Source organism: Mesoaciditoga sp., assembly GCF_054006115.1.
The window spans coordinates 1-22,294 of the sequence record NZ_JBPNHS010000014.1 but is presented as its reverse complement, the minus strand read 5'-3'; the positions used below and the strand labels follow the sequence as shown (position 1 = coordinate 22,294).

Here is a 22,294-nt window from a genome sequence, read left to right as displayed (position 1 = left end):
TAGTCAGTACGTTTATCGCTTCTTGAAACATGGATGTGTATTCCAATGGAAATGTCCCGTTTGCGAAGTCTTGCCTTAGTTCTTTCATTATCTCTTCCACTTCATCTTTGGGCGGTATCTTCATTATCACTATGCCTTTCGTGTCGCCAAACGCTTGTGGCGTCTGTGTGTTGTGTGTGTACGCGCTTACTTCTTTTTTTACTTCGCTGAATATGTTTGAAAGCGTTTCGTATGTTTTCACATCCTTTAACGCTTTTACAAGATAGCTCGTGAATACTCCCATCTTCGTGTTGTTATCTTCCTGTGAGACTTGTTCTCCACTCGACGAGGTGATCAACACTTTGCCTTGCCCTTTTAACACACTCTGCGCGCTTTGTTCTATAACCTTGGATAGGTTCAACGTTACTCCTTTCGTCTCTCCTACTTTCCCACTGTGACACGCGTCTAAGAATACTATTACTCTCGATGCTTTAGATTTGAGAAGTGTGTCTATCATGGATTGGGGAATGGCTGTGTATTCAATGGCATCTAATTGCGTGTCACTTACAAGAAAGTAAGCTTGGCCTTTGTACGTTACTCCATGGCCTGAGTAGAAGAAGTACAACGTGTCTCCTTTTTTAAGTGTGTTTTGTATGTTCAATATCGCCGATATGGCTTGCGCGTATGTGGGATTCTTTAGAATGGTTACGTTGGACGCTTTTACCAATCCCATATCTACAAGTGTGGAATACATCCCATCCACATCGTTGAGGGTATATTTAAGGGAAGATATGCCTTTATCTGTGAATTGGCTTACTCCTATGAGTAACGCGTAGTTGGTTGCGAATCCAAAGAGTGTCAAGAATACCAGCAACAATGTGAATGTTATTGAAATGTATTTCCTTTGGGACATTGAGATCACCTCTCACAGAAGAGTTTCAAAAAGAAATTTTTAGTTTTATTCATCACAAATTTTGCCCAGGGAATTGAAGTGAAGGTATGATTTGCCCCTTCAACAGGTACAAGTTCGGCGTTTTTGAATTCATTCACCAACTCTTTGCTGTGAACAAATGGAACCGTTGGATCTTCCGTGCCATGCAATATAAGAACAGGCCCGTCGTACGATTGAGCTTTAGAAAAGGCGTCGAACTTCATAATTTCTTCTATAAATTTTGGTGAAATAGCCAATCCTCCCACGTCGAGGTTTTCATTTGAAGAAGGTGGCATGCCGCCTTTTGTAAAAACTTCGGCGTTTTTGGCTGCCGGTGCCCATAAACATAGAGCATCTGGTGCGATATCTTTTGCCGTTAAAAGCGCCACCGTTCCCCCCATTGACAAGCCGAGCACACCCAATTTTTTTGAGAATCTTTTTCTTGCGTACGCTGTTACAACTTTCGCATCAGACATCTCACTTGAAAGTGTCATTTCTTCAAAAGTTCCTTCGCTATCTCCGGATCCTCTAAAATCAAACCTTATAGAGGATATTCCAACTTTTTCCAACTCTCTTGACATTTTTGCAAATATAAATCGATTTTCTATGTGGTTGCCTGTAAATCCATGAAACATGACAACAACAGGTGTATCTTTTCCAGCATCGTGAATCACCGCAAATATCTTTTGACCTTCATTTTCCAGAAGCGCGCTTTCCATATTTTTCACCTCTTCAACCAATTGGAGATTTTTTCCATGGATGCAAGGATAACCTGATCCATGTTGTAATATTTGTATTCAGCCAGTCTTCCAACAAAGATGTATTCTCCACTTTTTTCCAGTTTTTCAACTTCTTTCATATAATTTTCGCGCTTTTTCATGTTTTCTTCGGACATTACAATGTAATACGGTTCTCCTTCATCTTTTGGGTATTCGTAACACAATACCGTTTTGTCAGACTTTTGCCCTGTCATGAGCTTGAATTCCGTTATTCTCGTCCAATCGTAATCGTTTGGATAGTTTACAACAGCGGCTTGTTGATGTTGCTTTTCTTCTAAAGTTTCAAAGACGAGATCTAACGAACGATATTCCAGCTTTCCATTACTTTTACCAAAAAATTTATCCAATTCTCCCGTGTATACCGTAAGCTTCGCTTTGAATTCATCTTTTATTTCGAAATAATCGCAATTGGTTACAAGGGAAATTTTCGGATGATTCAACATTCTTTCAACCATCTTGGTGTATCCGAATTTCGGAAGCCCCTGATACTTATCCGAAAAATATCTGCCATCTCTGTTCGAACGCGTGGGAATTCTTCTCGCCACATCGCTAGACAACTCTTTTGGGTCCCTGTTCCACTGCTTTATGGTGTAATTTTTAAAGAATTTTTCATACAATCTTTCTCCCACTTGAGATATTACCGCGTCTTCAAAGTTTTTAGGTGGAGTGTTAAAAGCGGAACTTTCAACTTCTTTCCTTAAAAAATCTTCAACATCAGATGTGGAAATATCAAGTCCAAAAAGTGAATTTATCGTATCCCGGTTTATCGGAAAAGGAACGAGCATACCATCAACGTAACTCAAAACACGATGCTGGTAATAGCGCCACGAAGTAAACTCACTGACAAAGTCAAAAACCTTTTTTTCGTTGGTGTGAAATATATGTGGTCCATATTTGTGAATCAATATTCCATTTTCATCGAACTCATCGTAGGCGTGTCCAGCGACGTGATTCAGCTTTTCTATCACGAACACCCTTTCACCGGCTTCTGCTAAAATCCTCGCAGCCGTCGCACCTGCCAATCCAGCTCCAACCACAACGCATACGTCTTTCATGATTTTTCCTCCTAATGTGCAATTTAAAAGTTACAACCATAGTTTATCACAACCTTTGCCTGTACCTTCGGTATACTTTGTGCATATGAACAATAAAAAGCCTTGCATTTGTGATATAATAAAACGTGTCAGAACGCAGAATAGATGAAGTTTTGAAGGCTTTATCAAGTAAGAATTCTTTTTTCTCGGAGTTGGAAAAAAGAGTGAAGATCAACGCCATCTGGAAAGAGATGGTAAGTGGTTTTTTGGCATCAAAGACGTACGTCTCTGTTAAAAATGAAACTTTGGAGATATGGTCAAAAGATCCGGTAGTCCTTTCGGAACTTAGATTTAAAGCTCCAGATTTTTTGGATTTGTTCAAAAAAAAAGGAATTTTTTTGAATAATGTGAAGGTAAAAAGAATGAAATAAAGAGGTGTGAAATGGATAACAACAACGGTTACAATGCGGAAAGCATTAGAATTTTGCGTGGGTTGGAAGCTGTAAGAAAAAGACCAGGAATGTATATAGGTTCCACAGGTTCGGCGGGTCTTCACCATCTTATAAATGAAATAGTTGATAACAGTGTTGATGAGGCAACGGCAGGCTTTTGTGATTGGGTAAAAGTTGAGATAGCGCCAGGATCTATCGTTACAATAGAAGACAATGGTCGGGGTATTCCTGTGGATGAACATCCTGAAGAGCACAAGAGCGCGCTTGAAGTTGTCATGACGGACTTACATGCCGGAGCGAAGTTCTCCCAAAGCACTTACAAGGTAAGCGGGGGACTTCACGGAGTTGGCGCAAGTGTTGTCAATGCTTTAAGTGAATGGATGGAAGTTTACGTAAAGAGAGATGGAAAGATATATTATCAGAAGTACGAGCGCGGTGTACCGCTTGAACCTGTAAAAATCATAGGTGAAGCAAACGGAAGCGGTACGAAAAGCGTGTTTAAACCAGATTCTGAAATATTCAGGACTATAGAATTCGATAGAAAAATAGTAGAACATCGTCTAATGGAACTCGCATTTTTAAACAGAAATTTGACAATAGAGTTTGTCGATTTAAGAGAAGAAGAACCTTACAGAAAAATTTTTCACTATGAGGGTGGAATAGTAGAATTTGTTAAATATCTTTCAAGAACTTCAAAGTTGATCGTTGAGGAACCGATATACTTTTCTGGGAAGAAAAATAATGTGGAAGTTGAATGCGCGTTTACTTACACTAACAATTACGATGAAAATCTTGTTGCTTTTGTGAATAACATAAACACAGTTGAAGGTGGAACACACGTTACGGCATTTCACTGGAGTCTAACGAAGATAATGAACGACTTTGCGAGGCGGCTTGGGATTTTGAAAAAGGATTCTGAAAATTTCAAAGGAAGCGATACCAGAGAAGGCTTGGTTGCCGTTCTTAGCGTAAAGGTACCCGAGCCGCAGTTTGAAGGGCAAACAAAGGCCAAACTTGGTAACGAGGAAGTGACAGAGGTTGTTAATTCCGTTATGCAAGACCGGCTTCCTGAAATTTTGGAATTAGATCAAAAGAATTTGAAGAGAATTTTAGAAAGAATTTCTCAGGCTTTGGCTGCACGTGTAGCGTCTAGAAAAGCCAGAGAAATGGTGAGAAGGAAAAGCGCACTTGAAAGCACATCGTTACCTGGAAAACTTGCGGATTGCACGATGAGTGGAAAGAAAAATTCCGAGATATTCATAGTTGAAGGAGATTCGGCAGGGGGTTCGGCAAAACAGGGAAGGGATAGGAATCTTCAGGCTATACTTCCGCTGAGAGGAAAAATTTTAAACGTTGAAAAAGCGAGCATGGAAAAGCTTCTCAAAAATGAGCAGATAAACAACATAATAGTTGCTTTAGGAACGAATATAGGACAGGATTTTGATATTTCCAAACTGAGATACGATAGAATAGTCATAATGACAGATGCGGATGTTGACGGTGCCCACATACGAACACTTTTGTTGACGTTGTTTTACAGATACATGAGACCGCTGTTAGAAGAAGGAAAGGTTTACGCCGCTGTTCCTCCACTTTATAAAGTGAGTTATGGTAAAAAGCATTCATACGCTTATTCAGATGAAGAGTTGAAAAAAATAGTCGATGATTTAAAGGCCAACGGTCAAAAATTTGACGTTCAGAGGTATAAAGGTCTTGGTGAAATGAACCCGGAACAGTTGTGGGAAACAACCATGAATCCAGAAACCAGAAAAATGATGAAGATAGAAATAGAAGATGCGGAATATGCGAGCGATATTTTCAGGATACTCATGGGAAATGATGTGGAAAGCAGGAGAGATTTCATAACAAGACATGCGCTGAACGCGACTAACATAGACGTGTGAAATGGGTTTTGCAGTAAGAACACGTTTTATTTTGGGAATAATAGGTTTCATCGTAGTTCTACTTTTGATAAAAGCACTTTTATCTTTAAGCTTAGATCCGGTTGTATACAATTTACAGATTAAGGGGTTGAATTACATCAACCCCTCTTACTTGAGAACGAGAGTAATGCCAATAGGTGGCGTTCACCTTTCAAAATTGAAGGTTCCTTACGATCCATTTATAAAATCTTATACGATTAAGTATTTAGGAAAAGGAATTGCCTTATTAAGTGTAAAAGAGAGAAAGATATGCTGTGTGCTTTACGCTAATGGAGAGTACATTTTGATTTCTCGAGATGGGTATTTCCTTTTAAAAATTCCTTCATCTGAATTGTATAAAGCAACAGGATACAAGATTTTTTTTGACATAGGAAATGAGAATTTCAACGATTATAGGATAATAAACACCTCTATTGTTCGTGATATAAACGCTGTGCTGTCGTATCCTTCATGGTTTAAAAAAGAAGTTTTAGAGGTGGATTTGATGAAGAAAACTCTGTACTTTACCAGAGGAGTCTCAGTGAAAGTGCAAAAATTTGATTTGAATAACAGCACAGAAGAGGTTATTTTAAAACTTGTTGGTGATTCTCGGATAGGGTCAAGATATCTTCAGATTGGAAATAATTTCGTTCATCTTCCAGATTCATGAGAACATTCACCTTTTCACTTTGTGGATGTCTAACTATTGAGCATGAAGCAGAATAAACCTCGTAAATGAGTTTTTCGTTGATCACATCGTTTGGAAAGCCTTTGGCGAACAACTTTCCATTTTTTATCACAAGTAGCCTGTCTGAAAAGATGATCGCTTGATTTATATCGTGGAATGTTGCCAAAACGGTTTTTTTTCTCTTTTTGAAAGCTCTTAATATCTTATTCAACAGTACTTCAACGTGGCCGATATCGAGATGTGCAGTTGTTTCATCCAAAATAAGTATTTCAGGATCCTGCGCGAACACTTTTGCGGCGTAAACCATTTGCCTTTCACCACCACTTAGCGAATAAAACATTCTGTTCATGAGATTTTCTATTCCCAACACCTTAAAGGCATGTTTAACTATTTCTTCATCCTTTAATGACAATTTCCCAAGCAATCCAGTGTAGGGAATTCTTCCCATTTCCACTATTTCTTTTGCTTTCATGTCATAGGCCGGTGTGAATTCTTGAGAGGCCACACCAACCAATTGCGCGAGTTCTCTTTTTGAGTACTCTTTAACTTCTTTACCTTTCACCTTTACACTACCATTATAAGGCAAAATGGCACTTAATGCCTTTACCAAAGTGGTCTTTCCTGAACCATTTGGTCCTATTATTCCTATAATTTCACCCTTTTTGACGGAAAAAGTTATGCCATTCAGGGCTTTTTTGCCATCGCTGTAGGAAAATTCGAGATTTTCAACTTCTACCTCATACAACCTTTCTTCGCCTCCTGAGAATGTATATAAATATTGGAGAGCCTACTAAGGCGGTTATCGTTCCTATTGGCATTTCTGCTGGTGTAAAAGCCGTTCTGGCTATTGAATCGCATGCAACTAAAAACACTCCTCCCAGCACGGCACTTGCTGGTATTGAAATTCTGTGATCTGTTCCAAAAAGGCGTCTTGCTATGTGAGGCATTATCAGTCCAACGAAACCAATTATTCCAGACGCAGAAACAGCTACGGCGGTGGCAAATGTTCCAACTACGAAAACGGTAACTTTTAAAAGTTCCACTCTTATCCCAACGTGGATGGCTTCTTCTTCCCCGGCGGTCATTGCGTTCAGATATTTTCCAATTAATGTGAAAAAAAGCGAAACTCCGGTTGAAACCACTCCTACCAAAATTACGGAATTCCAACCACTTCCTGCCAAACTTCCCAAAAGCCAGAAAGACGTCATTTGAACGTTTCTCCATCCGTAGACTATCAAAAATGTTACCCCTGCGCTGAAAAGAAGATTCACCATTACACCGCTTAAAATCAATTCTGTTACCGGTAATTTTCCATTTTTTCTCGCTACAAGATAAGTTATAGCGGCGGCCAATATGCCGAAAATGAAGGCAAATATCCACGTGTAAAATATCAAATTCGGATTGTACATTTGCGCTAAAACATTTATCAAAATGGCACCAAAGGCCGCTCCGGACGAAACTCCAAGAATATATGGATCGGCCAAAGGATTTTTCATCATGGCTTGAAAAGCGTTACCCGTCGATGCCAATGCCGCACCCACTCCTAATCCGAGCAAAATTCTCGGAAGACGAAGCTGCAATATGATAACATTTTGAACGTTAGAAACCTTCATACCTACCAAACTTTTGAAGATATCTGAGATGGGAATGTAAACAGAACCAAATGCCAAATTCAGTAGAACAAAGGCCGTTAAAATGGGGAGGGCGATCAAAAAGCCCCTTCCCCTTTTAAACTTTACCATGCTTTGCTGAAAATATTGTAAAGCTCTTCTAATAGTCCTACAAGCTTTGTGTTAGGCTGCGATGCGATATTTCCATTTATAGCATAAACATGTCCTTCTTGAACGGCTTTGAGATCTTTAAAAGCGGGATAACTTTCAAAAGCTTTGATAGCCGCTTTTTGACCATTGGGAGCGTAGTAAGGCACCAATATGATATCTGGGTTTTGAGAAACTACAAATTCTGGGCTTACGGGTAGCCATCCGTTAGGTCCGGCGTAATTACCTGTAACGTTGACACCACCAGCTAAAGATATGATTTGATTTAAAAAAGAGCCCATGCCAGCCGTCCAAATCTGTTTTCCAGCGCTGCCGTAAAAAACCCTTGGTCTCTTGTCAATTGGCACGTTATAAGCTGCCTTTGAGATCTTCAAAACCTTTTCTTTTAACGCAGACACAAGTTTTTGTCCCTTTTGTGGATCTCCCATAATGGTTGCCACATCCAGCAGATCTCTGTAAATTCCATTAAGATTATTTGCACTTAAAACAAATGCTTTCACGCCTATCTTTGCAAGGCGTTGGTATTGTGAAAGTTGAAATCCGCCAAACATAAAAACCACGTCTGGTCTCAAAGAAAGAATTTTTTCCATGTTCAGTGGGTACATTAAGCCAATGTTCGCTGCCTTTGTGTAAGAGTCGTACTTCGTCACTCCAACCAAATCTTTGGAATACCCTAATTCCAATAAGAAATCTGTTATGGAAGGTGCCGCACTGATAACTCTTTGAGGCGCCGAATTGAATGTAACTACGTGCCCGGCATCATCAACTAACGTTAAAGGATACTGCACGGCAAAAAGCATTGTGAACGCCAAAACGAGTATTACACCAACTATCAAATACTTTTTCATAGCAAAACCTCCTTTTTGAAAAATAAAAAGCCGACTTTTTTAGTCGGCTGGTTTCCCTTTTTAACCATACCACACACTTTCTCCGAGTGGGAGGGTATCTCGAAACAGGCAGGTCTCCTGGCTCTCGGTTCTTCCTCCATCCGCGCCTTCCCGGTTTTCCCAGTGGCATCGTGCGAATGTCGTCCCCGATCACAGTGGCGGGACCGCGCCGGATTTTCACCGGTCTTCCCTTTTAAACTTCTCGTACCTGTTTCCGAAATTATTCTACCACGCTAAGATCTATTTTTCAAGTTTTGATTTTAAAATGGATCAATAAGGGTTTTCTTTTTGTTTTTTTATGGTGTAGAATAGAATTAAGTATTCATGAAGGAGGGAGCAAATATGTCAGGACCACGAGTCGTTAGAGCACCAAGGGGCACTGACCTCACATGTAAGAGTTGGCAAACGGAAGCTCCAATGAGAATGATAATGAACAACTTAGATCCAGAAGTAGCGAGAGATCCGGAACACCTTATAGTCTATGGTGGAACGGGGCGCGCTGCGAGAAACTGGGATGCGTTTGACGCCATCGTTGAAACCCTAAAAAGGCTGAACACGGATGAAACCATGCTGGTTCAATCCGGAAAACCGGTTGCCGTTTTTAAAACTAACGAATGGGCACCGCGTGTTTTGATAGCGAATTCTCTTCTCGTTCCAAAATGGGCAAATTGGGATTATTTTCGAGAGCTTGAAGAACGTGGACTTATAATGTATGGACAAATGACCGCCGGAAGTTGGATATACATAGGAACTCAAGGGATATTGCAAGGAACGTATGAAGTCCTGTACGCCGTCGCGCAAAAATACTTTAACGGAACGCTCGCTGGCACTATAACAGTTACAGCGGGTCTTGGAGAAATGGGAGGAGCACAGCCGTTGGCCGTTACACTGAACGATGGCGTTGTCATAAATGTAGAAGTGGATAAAAGAATGATAGACAGAAGGCTAAAAACCGCATATCTGGACACATGGACGGATTCTTACGAAGAAGCTTTGAAAATGGCAAAAGAAGCAAAAAAGAAAAGAGAACCTCTTTCTATAGGTCTTCTGGCAAACGCAGCGGATGTGTTGCCAAGAATGGTTAAAGAAGGATTCATTCCAGATATCGTAACCGATCAAACGGCTGCTCATGACCCACTTTACGGTTACATTCCAGCTGGAATGTCCTTGGAAGAAGCAAATGAGATGAGGGAAAAAGATAAAGAAGGCTATCTGAAACGTGTGTACGAGTCGATGGTCAAACACGTAGAAGCCATGGTCGAAATGCAACGCCAAGGCGCAAAAGCTTTTGAATATGGAAATAACATTAGGAGAAACGCTTACGATCAAGGCGCAAAAGATGCATTCGAAATCGTTGGATATGTGCCCGAGTATATAAGGCCACTTTTCAGTGAAGGTAAAGGTCCGTTCAGATGGGTTGCACTTTCAGGCGATCCAGAAGACATTTACAAAACAGACGAAGTCGTTTTAAAGCTCTTCCCATACGATGATCATCTGAAAAGATGGATAAAGATGGCACACGAGAAAGTTCACTGGCAGGGGTTGCCGGCCAGAATTTGCTGGCTCGGGCAAGGTGAAAGAGAACAATTTGGACTCGAAATAAACAAAATGGTAAGAGAAGGAAAATTGAAAGCTCCAATAGTCATAGGTAGAGATCATCATGATACCGGTTCAGTGGCATCTCCATACAGAGAAACAGAGGCCATGAAAGATGGCTCTGATGCCATAGCCGATTGGCCAATACTTAACGCTTTGTTGAATACCGCATCTGGAGCGACGTGGGTTTCCGTACATCACGGTGGAGGAGTTGGTATAGGATATTCAATTCACGCCGGAATGGTTTGTGTGGCGGATGGCACAAAATTGGAAGATGAAAAGCTTTCAAGAGTGCTTAACAACGATCCTGGTAGCGGAGTTGCCAGGCACGCAGATGCGGGATACGAAATAGCCATAAAAACGGCCAAAGAGAAAGGCATCGACATTCCAATGTTAAAGTGAATTCCTAAAAAAGCACTTTACTTTAAAGTAAAGTGCTTTTTTTCTTTTACATGACTCTTGCCACCGAACCCATTGGATCCCGGGGGGGAAGCACTATCGGTTTTGCCTTCCATGCCTCTTTCATTTCATCCGAAAGATAGGATTCATCCACCACTATTTCATAAGCGTACTCTTCAAACCAATTTTCTCCCATAATGAAATATCCATCTTTTCCGTTTTTATCTCCCCAACTGTTTTCAACTTTCCATTTAGTAGGTTTGTCATCTGTAACATCAACCCCTAACAGAACCATCGCGTGAGTCATCAAGCTGTCTCCGTAATCCAGACGTTGAGATTTTGTGAGGTTGAAGTTGACGTCGTAAAGATTTTCAAAATCAAATACATCCGTATCGAGTATTCCCTTTTCCCTCTCCATCATCTTTCCAACGTCCGATGCAAACCACGTTGGCTTTCCATCCATTACGGCTTTCATAGCTATATTCTTGAAGCTTTCAAGATCTACGTTAAGATACACAACTTCGTCTCCACCTACCACGTTTCCTAAAAAATCAACGGTGTACGTTTTCATGTATTCCTTATCCGGTGTCGGACAGTTTATCAAGCTGACCATCTTATCAAGGTTTATCTTCACATATCTTTCAAAGAATTCTTGCGGAGTTATGTTTTCAATTCTGTGGTAATTCCCTTCTTTATCTCTGTATTCGTAATCAAATCTTTCTGGTGGAACGCCGATGTTTACTGCGAGTATGTTATAAACTTCGCTGAGCATCTCCTTTTTTCTTTTCATGATTTCGTCCACACTTTTTCCTTCATCATGCATTTTCCTGAGCAGCATGGCGTCTTCTCTCAATTTGCTTTTCAGCAACATGTTCATTATCTGTGAATTGCTGGTATTGTAGCTCTCTTTCATAACCTCTTTTGGAACGACGCCATACTTTTTCACCAAATTGGAAAACATTCCCCATTGTCCACCATCTTCCACAAGTCCTTGTAACAGCCATGCAACTAACCTTGATTTAAGATCTTCAGAAGACGTTTTTATTATGCTTTCAAGAAAATAATTCGCTTTTTCCAGCTTATCCCAAAACATCTCATAACTTTGGGAAAATTCAAACTGTTCCAAATTCAAGTTCTTGGCAGCTTCATATCTGAAAACGTTTAATCCAGCGAATATCCAGCACCTGCCACTGTGTTCTTGATTGGTAATCCTCATGGATGGAATTTCATGTGAAAAAACATGATTATACTTTGCAACGTAGTCCCTTTTTAATGCAACTTTTGTTATTGAATTATTTGAAGCTGCGTTCATTGCAAGCAGGTTTTTTGGAGAAGATAAGAATTCTTCTTTCATTTTTTTAACATCTTCAAAAGTTAAATTCAAATTGTTCACCTCCCGAACTAATTTTTCCATATCAATTTTAACACTAAAACCAATAAAAGTCACAATCGTATTTTTTCAAGATTTTATAAAATAGGTTTATGACTAAATTGGTAAAAGATGAAGAGAAAAAATGAGTAAGGGTAAATTGGAAATTTCCCGAGAAAAATTTAATCGGCAGGATCGCTATGAAAGATTGGCGCTTTCTTCACGTGGTGATTCAGAAGGATAAAAAAGGACCGCCCATTTTCTTTGGGCGGTGGTGAGGAGGAAGCGCTCAGACGGTAATGATCACTTCATACAAAGTATACCACATTTTCGAGTAACGTTCCATTATTTTATCCATAATGTAAATGAATGTTTCAAAATCAGGCTCAAAACGACATATTTTTATCTGTTTTTTAATCAAAAAGAAACAAATTCAATTTTTATCCACTCAAAAAACGATTAGTTTCTTAATTTTCACAAGTAAATCTACTTTCCAATTTGACTCACATAATTTGAGAATTTAATTTTGATAAAGCACATAAACCGAAATCGGAGAAACGCTTATTTTTCCCGATACAATTCTTAAAATCTTTGTGCCAGCTTTTTCTCCGTTAACAACAACGTTCCATTTTCCTCTTGGAAGTGTGAAATTTTCACCATTACTTTCACCGTTGTATATAACAAGAATGTTTTTCCAGCTGTCACCATTGGCATTTCCTTTTATTTCATAAGCAACAAGGGCCAAAGGCATTCTCAGATATTTAGTCACTTGTTTGAACTGTTTTGGGAAGAAAGTGATGTGCTCCTTTATCATCTTTGGATCGTTCATTCTAAAAGCTGGGTGGCTTCTTCTGAGTTTTATCAATCCAGCGTAGTATTCATCGACATCTCTGAAAGCCTTCAAACGTGACCAATCAAAGCCGTTAACGCTGTCACCGGCATTGTAACTATTTCCATTGCCTCCCTTAGTTCTGGCAAATTCCACTCCTCCGGCCAAGAAAGGCACTCCTTGAGATGTTAGTATTATGGCGTTGGCAAATTTTTGCGCTGCTTTTTTCTGTTCAAGCGTCCAATTCGGTTCAGCCGCGTTTATCCTATCCCAGAGGGTGTAATTATCATGGGAGGTAACGTAATTTACAGTTTCGTCTGGATTTTGCGTGAAGCCAGATATAAGCGCGCTGTAGTTTATTTCGCCTACCACTCCTCTTTCAATTACCGTGTTCTTTTTCATTCCCTCCATGAATCCCTTTGCTTTTGGATCAAAAACACTTCCTATTATGCCATCTCTTAAATTATCGTTAAACACGGCTATATGCATTCCTTTTTGATCCCCTTTGCCAAAAAGAGGAGTTACTCCCCACCCACCCCAGGGTTCACCATACAGGATCACATGGGGATCGATTTTTCTCAATTGAGTGGCTATCTCTTTAACGGTTTGAGGATCGTACAGCCCAAGCAAATCAAATCTAAATCCGTTGATATGGTACTCTTTTAACCAATATTTTAGGGAATCCAGGATGAATTTGCGCGCCATGTAATTTTCCGTTGCGATGGTATTTCCAACACCTGATTGATTGAGATATGCTCCCTTCCTATCTATACGGTAATAATAATAAGGAACGCTCTGATCAAACGCGGAATATTTTCCCACGCCGGACGTGTGGTTGTAAACTACATCCATTATCACACCTATGCCGGCATTGTGAAGAGCCATAACCATTTCTTTAACTTGTTTTATCGTGGCAACAGGGCTTGAAGGCAAAGTTGAATACTGAGCTTCTGGAACGTTGAAAAGATACGTTATGTATCCCCAATTGTACTGGTAAAAGGGTTCATTCCAAAAATCTTGAATGGGCATGAGGTGAACGTCCGTTATTCCCAATGCTTTAAGATGATCTATGCCTGTCGGAATCTTATCGTATGTGGTGCCATGAACGGTTAGTCCGATGTACTTACTGCGATATTCTTTCGGAACTCCGGAATTCGGCAAAGAAGTGAAATCTCTTACGCTCATTTCGTATATTACGGCGTCTGTTTGATTTGACAAACCTTTGTAAGAATCTTCTGCCCATTTTGCGGGATTCGTTTTGTTTAAATTGACTACCATAGATTTTCTGTTGTACATATCCGCAGCGTAACAATAAATATCTGGGGCCCTTCTGATTTTGCCATAGGAGTTAAACTGGTACAGGTAATAAATCCCATTTAAATCTCCATTTACCTTAACACTCCAAACACCTGATTCGTTCCTTTTCATTGTGTAAGTGGCATAAGGAATAGTATCGGATGCTTTTTTGTACAATAAAACCTTCACGCTTTTAGACACGGGAGACCACACTTTGAAAGTGGTAGAATGTTCTGAATAAATCGGGCCAAGTTGGCCATCATAGTGAAAAATTGGATCGTTGAGTGCTTTATAAGCGTAAATAGTTGCATCTGAAAAGCCTTTTATTTGCAAAATCATCTTTTTGGAAACATCCCATGCAGATAACGGTTTTGCGAGCGTGACTTCTACATAATTAGTCTTTGTTATATCGCCGGGAATGGCAGGCGCAACGTTTTTTATAGGCCAATCCACGCCGCCAATTACCACTTTTACTTCGTCTTTCCAGTTTTTCGTCTCTATGGCATTGGTAAGAAAAGCATCAACTTTCGTTAAAGAGTTCAAAAAGCATCCCAATGCCCTTGGAGAGATGTCTATTTTGCTTGGGTTAGTGTACCAATCATGTTGGCCTTGAACAACCCATATTTCTGCAACTCCAGAAGGTGGTATAGCGGCGAATCTATCTACAGAAACGTCTTTCGCTTTCCAATCATCTAATCTCACAATAAATCCTAGTGAAGTGTATTTTTGGGAAAATTTTATTATTGCGTATTCTCCGTAAGCGTCTTTTCCCGTAAATTGATAAGCTGCTCCCGGTATGCTCACAGGCTTATGAGGCCATATCCATAAATTCCAGCCGGAATAATTATTATCATAACGATGGTAATGAACGATCAAGACGGTTTTGGCTCCAAAATCCGCAGCCGTTTTGCCACTTCCTATGGCTTTGAATTGTGAAGAAGCCAGAATTGGCGAAAGAAGAACGACGCTTAGGATAAACGCCCCAAGAAAAAATTTTTTCATTTTTATCACCTCTGATTTTCCCAAAATTTCACTTTTACGCTCTTCTTAAATAGCATTTGAATTCCTATACCGATAAGATAGGATGCTATGAAAGCCATGAAGATTTGGGCTTTAGAAGTGGAAGAAAAGCTAAAAAGATCGAATGCTCTCACTAGAATGTAAGCCGAAAATAACAGTCCTCCTATTCCCACAAGGTTTTTGCTTATCAATTCTCTGATTCCTTCTACGCCAAAAAGCGTAGCGAATAGAATCTCCATCACAAAACCAAAAGTCATGTTAACGAACCCAAAAAGAGATAGAAATAGCAATATTCCAGCCAACACCAAAAAAACTGAAAAAGCTTTCACTTTACACACTCCCTTCTCTTTACAAATTATATCATCAAAGATTTAAAACATCTACGTTCTCAAACTACGCAACTCGAATTGAATTGAAAAGTCTGCCCCCGCTTGTATTTGAAGTGTCGAATTTTCCGGCAAATTCTTCGGTATTAGAAGAAAAAACGAACAAAATCATCTTCGTAATGTTCGCCGCAGTATAGAGAATCTACGCCCTTAAAAAAACGGTTAAAGTATTTGAAAAATAAATTCCAAAAAAGCTTGACATCTTTCTTAATAAGTGATATGATGTAGCTGTGACCGAAAAGGCCATAGGAATTTTAAGGAGGCAATTTGCATGAAAGGTACTGTTAAGTGGTTTGACCCAAAGAAAGGCTATGGATTTATCACAATGGAAGATGGGAACGATATATTCGTTCACTACTCTGCGATAGCGATGGATGGCTTCAAAACTCTCGAAGAGAATCAGAAAGTCGAATTCGATATCACGGAAGGTCCAAAAGGAAAACAAGCTTCCAACGTGAGAGCATCAGACTGATTTCGTGTCGTCAAACTGAAAATGAAAAGCCCGGCTGTAGCGCCGGGCTTTAAATATTCATCCTGTTTTTAATTCATGTTGTGCGTGAACATTAAAAATTCTCCATAAGAACATGTAAGCAACGCATTGGAATACAATCCTTTTTGATTTAAAACCAGCTTTCCAAACGGTCAAGGCAATTTTTTCGAAGTTCTGTCAGAACGGATTCGCTCTTTTTTCCATCTTACGATTTAAAATATAAGGCACGCTCACACACTCGTCCATGAGTGCTTCATTTTTTCGGCATGTTCTGTGCCCCTCAACCTCATATTTTGAATTTCCCCGCTGGAGATCTCATATGTTCTGACAAATACTTCGAGGGTGAGATTTAATTCCTTTTTGAAATGCTTTATTGATGAACAATGTGAGCTGTCCTATAGTAAAACTTAATTGCTACCTCTATAGCCTTTAAGAAATTCTAAGAATAAAGCCAGCTGAAGCTGGCTTTATTTTGAATTTTAACAAAACTTCGTAGCTATACGATGAATGGAAGAGAAATCCTCGACTTTTAACGAGGCTCCCCCAATCAATCCACCATCCGCATCCGGTAAGAGGAAAAGTTCTTGGCAATTGTTAACTTTTACACTTCCGCCGTACAAAATAGAAATTTTAGAAGCAATTTCTTCCGTAAATATTTCAGCCAGGACATTTCTCACATAAGCAATTGCTTCTTGTGCTTGGTATGGCTTTGCCACTACACCCGTACCTATAGCCCACACTGGCTCGTAAGCTATTGTCAACTTTGAAACATCGTTCACTTTCACGTCTTTCAAATCCTTGGTTAACTGCTCCTTCAACACTTCAAAGGTTTTTCCTGCTTTTCTTTCTTCTAAAGTTTCTCCAACGCAAAGCACGACTGACATATCATTTTCCAAAGCAGTTTTCACCTTTTCGTTGAGGAAATCATCGGTTTCACCAAAAATATGACGTCTTTCTGAATGCCCTATGAGAATATGGGTTATTTCCATGTCTTTAAGCATGGGAACACTTATTTCACCGGTAAAAGCGCCTGAGAGTTTTGAGTGAACGTTTTGAGCGCCAACAACGACATCGCTTCCTGTGAATATTTCCTTGACGGTTGGTAATGAGACGTAAGGAGGAAATACCCACACTTTTGCGTTTGAATTCATATCAAGCGCCTTCAACAATTCTCGCGAAAAACTCCTCGCTTCAGATGGGGTTTTGTTCATTTTCCAATTGCCCGCGACTATTAAAGGGCGTTTTTTTTTCGAATCAAGTATGGAGGCAATCCCTGGGAGTTCCTTTCCTTCCAGAAATTCAAGGGAGGCTCCTCCACCCGTGGAAACGTGTGAAACTTCGTTTTCAAGCCCAAACTTTTTCACAGCTGCCGCACTGTCTCCGCCACCAATAACGGTTAAAGCGTCTTTCATGCTTGCAAGCGTTTGCGCAACGGCTTTAGTACCGTTGGCAAAGTCGTCTATTTCGAAAACGCCCATTGGGCCGTTCCAAACAACGGTCTTCGCTTCAGAAAGATTTTTCTTGAAAAGCTCCACACTCTTAGGACCTATATCAAGCCCCATCCATCCTGATGGAATCCCTTCTGCTATGGTAAACGTTTTCTTTTCAACGCCAGCCTTCAATTCTTGGGCACACACCGCATCAACTGGCAAAACGATTTCTACACCGGCTTCTGAGGCTTTTTTCAAAATATCTTTAGCAAGATCTATTTTGTCTTCTTCATATCTAGATGAGCCTATTTCATGGCCTTGTGCTTTTAAAAACGTGAACATCATCGCGCCACCGATGAGAAGCTTATCAGCCTTGCTTAAAAGATTTTCTATGACGCCTATTTTGTCAGATACTTTTGCTCCTCCAAGTATGACAACATATGGTTTTTCTGGAGAAAAGGTTACTTTAGATAACATGTCTATCTCTTTCTCCATCAAAAAGCCGGCTACTGATGGAAGGAACCTCGCCACTCCGACGTTTGACGCGTGCGCACGATGGGCTGTGCCAAACGCATCGTTAACGTGAATATCTCCAAGTTTTGCCAAAGATTTTGCAAAATCTGGATCGTTTTTCTCTTCACCAGCGAAAAATCTGGTGTTTTCAAGAAGCACCACATCACCAATTTTGAGGTTTTCAGAAAGCTTTTCCGCTTCTTCACCTATGGTTTTTTTACAGAAAATAACTTCCTTTCCCAAAAGTTCTCCTAACCTTTTTGCCACGGGTTCAAGAGAGTATTTGGGATTTGGTTCACCCTTAGGTCGGCCAAGGTGAGACATAAGTATCACCTTGGCACCTTGATCAAGGGCGTGTTTTATAGTCGGTAGCGCTGCCTGAATTCGAGTGTCATCTGTTATCTTTCCTTCGCTCATAGGAACGTTGAAATCAACTCTCATCAGGACGCGTTTGTCTTTTAATTCAACTTCCTTGATCGTGAGCTTTTTCATGTGGCTCACATCCTTACATCATATTTTGAACCATTTCAATGAGATCAACGGCTCTGTTTGTGTATCCGTATTCGTTATCGTACCAAGCAAAAACGTTGACAAGATTTCCTTTTACCCTTGTAAGAAGCGAATCGAAGATACTCGAATGGGTCTCTCCAAGAATATCGGTGGAAACCACTGGATCTTCGCAGTAAAGCAAAGCCTTTCCCATTGGACCTTCGGCGGCTTTCTTAAAGGCGGCGTTGACTTCTTCAACGGTTACATCTCTTTCAACTATAACTTTCAAATCCGTTATAGAACCGGCGGGTACTGGAACACGCATAGCGCCTCCGTCCAATTTTCCATCCACTTCTGGCACAACAAGTCCAATTGCTTTGGCCGCTCCTGTTGTTGTAGGAATTATGTTTATAGCGGCAGCTCTTGCACGTCTGAGATCTTTATGGGGAAGGTCCAGAATTCTCTGATCGTTTGTGTACCCATGAATGGTTGTCATGAAGCCTTTTACTATTCCAAAATTGTCGTTAAGAACTTTGACAAGCGGAGAAAGGGAATTCGTTGTACATGAGCCCGTGGATATTATGGTGTGTTCTTTCTTAAGCATCTCATCGTTAACATGCGGGTTAATGGTGCTATCTGCTCCTTCGGCTGGCGCACTTATTATGACTTTCTTTGCGCCGGCGGTTAAATGCATAGAAGCTTGTTCCCTTTTTCTGAAGCGGCCTGTAGATTCTACCACCAGTTCAACTCCCAGTTCTTTCCATGGGAGCTTTGAAGGGTCTTTTTCCGCAAAGACTTTTATCTCTTTTCCATCGATTATGATGGAATTTTCCGTGTAATCCACGCTTCCCTTGAAAGTTCCGTGCACCGAATCGTATTTGAAGAGATGCGCCAGTGTCTTGGTGTCAGTGATATCATTTACCGCTACTACGTTTATGTCCCTCTTCTGTTCCAAAATGATCCTGAGAACTTGCCTTCCTATTCTTCCAAAACCGTTAATACCTACTTTTACATTTGACATGCTTTCTACCTCCTTGTTTTTTCAAGTTTTTGTTAAAAATTGGGTAAATTCATTCCTCCTGTTATGGCTTTCATTTCCGCGTCTGCTCGCTCCTTCACCCTGAAAGTGTACTCGTTGAAAGCGCTTACAAGAAGGTCTTTAAGCATCTCCTTGTCTTCGAGTACCTCTGGTTTTATCTCTATATCTTTTACTTCATAATCGCAGTTTCCCTTTACTTTTATGGCTTCACCTCCAACCGATACTTCTATTTCTATGTTTTTTAGATTTTCTTGAACTTCGGCAGCTTTCTTTTGCATTTCTTGAGCCTGCTTTAAAAGCTTTGACATGCTCATTCCGCCAAAGCCTTTGAACTTGTTAGACAATTTCTTCTCCTCCTTCCGGTAGGACTTTTCCTCCAAATATACTTAAAGCTTTTACAATTGCTTCTCTTGTTTTTAACTCTATTTCACTTAACGGTATCGCTGAATAAGCAATAAGAATTTTTACCTTTCTTGATGTCAGTTTTTCAAATTCATTTTCCATATCACCACAATTGGATTTTAGAACCTCATGACAAAGTGGAGTATCTGAGATTATAAGCAACCTATCTGCGAAGTCTTTTATCTCTGCCTTTGCTAGGCACGCAAAAATCGATATATTTCCATCTTTTGCGTACCATTCTAAGAATTTTTCCGTATCACTTTTAGGAGTCGATGATTTTTTTTCAATTTTTTTTGCGTTTTCTACCTTTTCTTTTCCATCGCCGCCTTCTCTGCTATTGTCAACATTTGAATGTTTTAAGGATTCAAAAATGCTCAGTATTTTAAAGATATCCAGGCTTCTTTCTTCAAACCTCAATCTATACAAAAGATCCGAAATGAACTTGCCAATTTCTGCCATTTCATTTTCGAGCACTCTTTCGCTCACAAAATCTAACGTCTGGTTCAAAAAGCTTTCAACGTCCGTTCCTTGTTTTTCTATGTTTTCTATAACACTTACCAACACATCGGTATTTCCATTAAGCAACGCAGATACGTATTTTTCAACTTCTTCTTCCGGCGCTTCACCAAGTACTTGAAGAACGTCTTCAAGAGTAATATTTAACGAAGAAAATCTTGAAGCTTCTTCTAACAGACTTATGGCATCTCTCATTCCTCCATTTGCCCTTCTGGCTATGTGTTTTATCGCTTCATCTTGGTACTTTATACCTTCTTTTTTACAAATTTCTTTCAACCTTTTTTCTATCACCGTATTGGATATTCTATGAAATTCAACTATCTGGCACCTTGAAAGGATGGTTTCGGGTACCTTTTGCATTTCAGTTGTTGCGAGAATAAAAAATGTGTGTTCTGGTGGTTCCTCAAGTGTTTTTAAAAGGGCGTTAAAAGCTTCTTTTGTTAGCATGTGAACTTCATCTATGATGTACACTTTGTATTTGGATTCTGCTGGAAGATAACTCACCTTATCGCGAATGCCTCTTATCTCATCTATTCCACGGTTGGAAGCGGCGTCCATTTCAATTACGTCCATGGATCTTCCGCTATCTATTGCAACACACGACTTGCATTCGTTGCACGGTTCGTATCCATTCACAAGATGTTCACAGTTCAGTGCTTTTGCAAGAATACGCGCGGTAGAAGTTTTACCCGTGCCACGTGGCCCGGCAAAAAGGTAAGAGTGAGACACTTTCTCTTTTTTTAACGCGTTTTCGAAAAGCTTAACTATATGCGGCTGACCAACTATCTGAGAAAAAGTTTTTGGTCTGTACTTTAAATAAAGATTATCCACTTTTCACACCACTCTCGTCCACAATCCAAACTTTATTTTACCATAAAAAGCGCAAACGTCTTTTGTGCTAATTTAAATGGAAAGTCCTTTAATTTAGGATTTGAGTCGCATGAATTGAGCACAAAGAAGTAGAACCTTAACTTATATTTTTCTTTTGTTTTTTCTTTAGTTAAGCTATTGACAGTAATGTTAAGAAGATGTATAATTTGGGAGGTATTTCAAAATTAGAAAGGGGATGGAAACCTTGAAAGCAAGAGGCAAGTTATTGCTAGTCGTTGTATCCGCATTCATAGTTGCGCTGGCACTAAGCGGGTGTTTCTTACTGCCAGCTCCAAGCGTGCGCTTTACTGCACCTACGACAGTAAATGTGACAGCTTATTCTGTTAATCAACCCATAACTTTTAAATGGACAAGTACTTCAAAAAATGTGAGGTACACACTAACAATTACAAAAGCAAATTCAACGCCAATTACTTTACTCAATAATTCATCGCTTACAGAATTTTCAACGAGTCTATCACAGCCAGGTATCTACACAGCAAAGGTGGTTGGAAAGGATAAAACAACGGGAAAAGAAGGTATTGCTACTACACGATTTAACGTAACAAGCATTAAAATATTGACAACGACCACACTTTATGGAACGAGTACAGTTAACGTTAAATGGGAGTCATTGGACGGTAAAAACTATAGCTACTTATACTCAATGGACGGTAAAAATTGGATAGAAACTGCAACCCCAAGCACAACACTTACAAAATTAAAAGATGGTAATTACACCTTTGAAGTAAAAATAAAGAATTCTTTAGTTCCAGCAGCACAATACAAATTCCAAGTTTTAACAGCTGGACCAAACCTTTACGTTGCGGTATCAGATAGAACAGAAGGTGGATTTTATGGAATAGGCTCACATCCACAAGGAAGAGAAGCGCTTTTAAGTTGGACATCTGACCAAGGAAAATTGCTTTCACAAATTTACATTAAATTCTACAAATACGTGAAAGATCCTACCACGGGTCTTTATGTAAGAAGGAGAATGGCAATAGATCCAACGACGGATACGTGGGAAGTGCTTCCTGCTACCGCAACATTCAACGATCAGCCTTTCTACGTAATAGACGCTACTAAATATAGCAACATGGTAGTATCAGCTGATTCTTACGCATATGATAAACAACCGGGAAATTACGTGCCCATTTACGATATGAAGGGTGATAAGCTTTACATACCACCATTTGA

19 protein-coding genes and 1 riboswitch are annotated in these 22,294 nt (G+C 39.8%); of the genes, 6 read left to right on the top strand and 13 right to left on the bottom strand.

Annotated features, from left to right (window positions below; translation table 11 throughout):
* The 3 genes from ACXJIN_RS02900 to glf all read right to left on the bottom strand — a co-directional run.
* A partial coding sequence (locus ACXJIN_RS02900; protein WP_456399297.1) for a caspase family protein occupies positions 1–892 on the bottom strand: 892 nt, incomplete at its 3' end.
* A gap of 5 nt (positions 893–897) precedes the next feature.
* Positions 898–1,629: an alpha/beta hydrolase gene (locus ACXJIN_RS02895; RefSeq protein WP_456399296.1), complete on the bottom strand. Its 732-nt coding sequence runs from the start codon at positions 1,627–1,629 to the stop codon at positions 898–900.
* Positions 1,630–1,634: 5 nt separating this feature from the next.
* Complete coding sequence (gene glf, locus ACXJIN_RS02890) at positions 1,635–2,744, bottom strand: UDP-galactopyranose mutase (RefSeq protein WP_456399295.1); 1,110 nt, start codon at positions 2,742–2,744, stop codon at positions 1,635–1,637.
* A 125-nt stretch (positions 2,745–2,869) separates the two neighbouring features.
* Here glf and ACXJIN_RS02885 point away from each other — a divergent pair, with 125 nt between their 5' ends.
* Genes ACXJIN_RS02885 through ACXJIN_RS02875 form a run of 3 tightly spaced genes read left to right on the top strand, consistent with a single transcriptional unit; the run spans position 2,870 to position 5,767 of the window.
* The gene (locus tag ACXJIN_RS02885; protein ID WP_456399294.1) at positions 2,870–3,154 is read left to right on the top strand and encodes a DciA family protein; all 285 of its coding nucleotides are present in this window, start codon (positions 2,870–2,872) and stop codon (positions 3,152–3,154) included.
* Positions 3,155–3,165: 11 nt separating this feature from the next.
* Entirely contained in the window at positions 3,166–5,079 is a 1,914-nt protein-coding gene (gene gyrB / locus ACXJIN_RS02880) for a DNA topoisomerase (ATP-hydrolyzing) subunit B (protein ID WP_456399293.1), read from the top strand.
* A gap of 1 nt (position 5,080) precedes the next feature.
* Entirely contained in the window at positions 5,081–5,767 is a 687-nt protein-coding gene (locus ACXJIN_RS02875) for a hypothetical protein (RefSeq protein WP_456399292.1), read from the top strand.
* On the opposite strand, the gene ACXJIN_RS02870 is transcribed toward ACXJIN_RS02875, so the two are convergent.
* From ACXJIN_RS02870 to ACXJIN_RS02860, 3 genes are read right to left on the bottom strand one after another with little or no spacing between them, the layout of a single operon-like run.
* Positions 5,682–6,530 carry an ABC transporter ATP-binding protein gene (locus ACXJIN_RS02870; RefSeq protein ID WP_456399291.1) on the bottom strand — a complete coding sequence of 283 codons (849 nt, stop codon included), beginning with the start codon at positions 6,528–6,530 and terminating at the stop codon, positions 5,682–5,684. The two genes, ACXJIN_RS02875 and ACXJIN_RS02870, sit on opposite strands and share 86 nt — an antisense overlap.
* On the bottom strand, positions 6,523–7,497 hold the full coding sequence (locus ACXJIN_RS02865) for a FecCD family ABC transporter permease (RefSeq protein ID WP_456399290.1): 975 nt from the start codon (positions 7,495–7,497) through the stop codon (positions 6,523–6,525). The genes ACXJIN_RS02870 and ACXJIN_RS02865 overlap by 8 nt, the downstream gene beginning before the upstream one ends.
* 23 nt (positions 7,498–7,520) lie before the next feature.
* Positions 7,521–8,411, bottom strand: a complete 891-nt coding sequence (locus tag ACXJIN_RS02860) for an ABC transporter substrate-binding protein (RefSeq protein ID WP_456399289.1) — start codon at positions 8,409–8,411, stop codon at positions 7,521–7,523.
* Between the two features lie 90 nt (positions 8,412–8,501).
* Positions 8,502–8,677: riboswitch (cobalamin riboswitch) on the bottom strand.
* Positions 8,678–8,792: 115 nt separating this feature from the next.
* Here ACXJIN_RS02860 and hutU point away from each other — a divergent pair.
* The gene (gene hutU, locus ACXJIN_RS02855) at positions 8,793–10,448 is read left to right on the top strand and encodes a urocanate hydratase (RefSeq protein WP_456399288.1); all 1,656 of its coding nucleotides are present in this window, start codon (positions 8,793–8,795) and stop codon (positions 10,446–10,448) included.
* 46 nt (positions 10,449–10,494) lie between these two features.
* Here hutU and ACXJIN_RS02850 read toward each other — a convergent pair whose 3' ends face one another.
* From ACXJIN_RS02850 to ACXJIN_RS02840, 3 genes are all read right to left on the bottom strand, one after another.
* Positions 10,495–11,829, bottom strand: coding sequence for a C1 family peptidase (locus ACXJIN_RS02850; protein WP_456399287.1), 1,335 nt, complete (start codon positions 11,827–11,829; stop codon positions 10,495–10,497).
* A gap of 505 nt (positions 11,830–12,334) precedes the next feature.
* A complete protein-coding gene (pulA, locus tag ACXJIN_RS02845; protein WP_456399286.1) occupies positions 12,335–14,941 on the bottom strand; it encodes a type I pullulanase in 2,607 nt (868 codons plus the stop codon).
* A 5-nt stretch (positions 14,942–14,946) separates the two neighbouring features.
* Positions 14,947–15,288: a LiaF transmembrane domain-containing protein gene (locus ACXJIN_RS02840; RefSeq protein ID WP_456399285.1), complete on the bottom strand. Its 342-nt coding sequence runs from the start codon at positions 15,286–15,288 to the stop codon at positions 14,947–14,949.
* 328 nt (positions 15,289–15,616) lie between these two features.
* Between ACXJIN_RS02840 and ACXJIN_RS02835 the strand changes: the two genes are divergently transcribed.
* Positions 15,617–15,817 carry a cold-shock protein gene (locus tag ACXJIN_RS02835; protein ID WP_456399284.1) on the top strand — a complete coding sequence of 67 codons (201 nt, stop codon included), beginning with the start codon at positions 15,617–15,619 and terminating at the stop codon, positions 15,815–15,817.
* A 497-nt stretch (positions 15,818–16,314) separates the two neighbouring features.
* On the opposite strand, the gene tpiA is transcribed toward ACXJIN_RS02835, so the two are convergent.
* Genes tpiA through dnaX form a run of 4 tightly spaced genes read right to left on the bottom strand, consistent with a single transcriptional unit; the run spans position 16,315 to position 21,055 of the window.
* Positions 16,315–18,270 (bottom strand): triose-phosphate isomerase, encoded by a 1,956-nt coding sequence (tpiA, locus tag ACXJIN_RS02830; protein ID WP_456399283.1) that lies wholly within the window; start codon positions 18,268–18,270, stop codon positions 16,315–16,317.
* A 13-nt stretch (positions 18,271–18,283) separates the two neighbouring features.
* Entirely contained in the window at positions 18,284–19,288 is a 1,005-nt protein-coding gene (gene gap / locus ACXJIN_RS02825; protein WP_456399282.1) for a type I glyceraldehyde-3-phosphate dehydrogenase, read from the bottom strand.
* A gap of 32 nt (positions 19,289–19,320) precedes the next feature.
* Positions 19,321–19,650, bottom strand: a complete 330-nt coding sequence (locus ACXJIN_RS02820) for a YbaB/EbfC family nucleoid-associated protein (protein WP_456399281.1) — start codon at positions 19,648–19,650, stop codon at positions 19,321–19,323.
* Positions 19,643–21,055, bottom strand: coding sequence for a DNA polymerase III subunit gamma/tau (dnaX, locus tag ACXJIN_RS02815; protein WP_456399280.1), 1,413 nt, complete (start codon positions 21,053–21,055; stop codon positions 19,643–19,645). Before dnaX ends, ACXJIN_RS02820 begins: the two co-directional genes overlap by 8 nt.
* 244 nt (positions 21,056–21,299) lie before the next feature.
* On the opposite strand from dnaX, the gene ACXJIN_RS02810 reads away from it, so the two are divergent.
* Positions 21,300–22,294: hypothetical protein (locus ACXJIN_RS02810; RefSeq protein WP_456399279.1), on the top strand; the 995-nt coding region annotated here is incomplete at its 3' end.

What these genes read in the sequence shown, in the direction of transcription:
- ACXJIN_RS02860 (WP_456399289.1), bottom strand. Translation starts at nt 8,411, where the DNA reads ATGAAAAAGTATTTGATAGTTGGTGTAATACTCGTTTTGGCGTTCACA.
- gyrB (WP_456399293.1), top strand. Translation starts at nt 3,166, where the DNA reads ATGGATAACAACAACGGTTACAATGCGGAAAGCATTAGAATTTTGCGT.
- ACXJIN_RS02875 (WP_456399292.1), top strand. Translation starts at nt 5,081, where the DNA reads ATGGGTTTTGCAGTAAGAACACGTTTTATTTTGGGAATAATAGGTTTC.
- pulA (WP_456399286.1), bottom strand. Translation starts at nt 14,941, where the DNA reads ATGAAAAAATTTTTTCTTGGGGCGTTTATCCTAAGCGTCGTTCTTCTT.
- gap (WP_456399282.1), bottom strand. Translation starts at nt 19,288, where the DNA reads ATGTCAAATGTAAAAGTAGGTATTAACGGTTTTGGAAGAATAGGAAGG.
- tpiA (WP_456399283.1), bottom strand. Translation starts at nt 18,270, where the DNA reads ATGAAAAAGCTCACGATCAAGGAAGTTGAATTAAAAGACAAACGCGTC.
- glf (WP_456399295.1), bottom strand. Translation starts at nt 2,744, where the DNA reads ATGAAAGACGTATGCGTTGTGGTTGGAGCTGGATTGGCAGGTGCGACG.
- ACXJIN_RS02835 (WP_456399284.1), top strand. Translation starts at nt 15,617, where the DNA reads ATGAAAGGTACTGTTAAGTGGTTTGACCCAAAGAAAGGCTATGGATTT.
- hutU (WP_456399288.1), top strand. Translation starts at nt 8,793, where the DNA reads ATGTCAGGACCACGAGTCGTTAGAGCACCAAGGGGCACTGACCTCACA.
- ACXJIN_RS02895 (WP_456399296.1), bottom strand. Translation starts at nt 1,629, where the DNA reads ATGGAAAGCGCGCTTCTGGAAAATGAAGGTCAAAAGATATTTGCGGTG.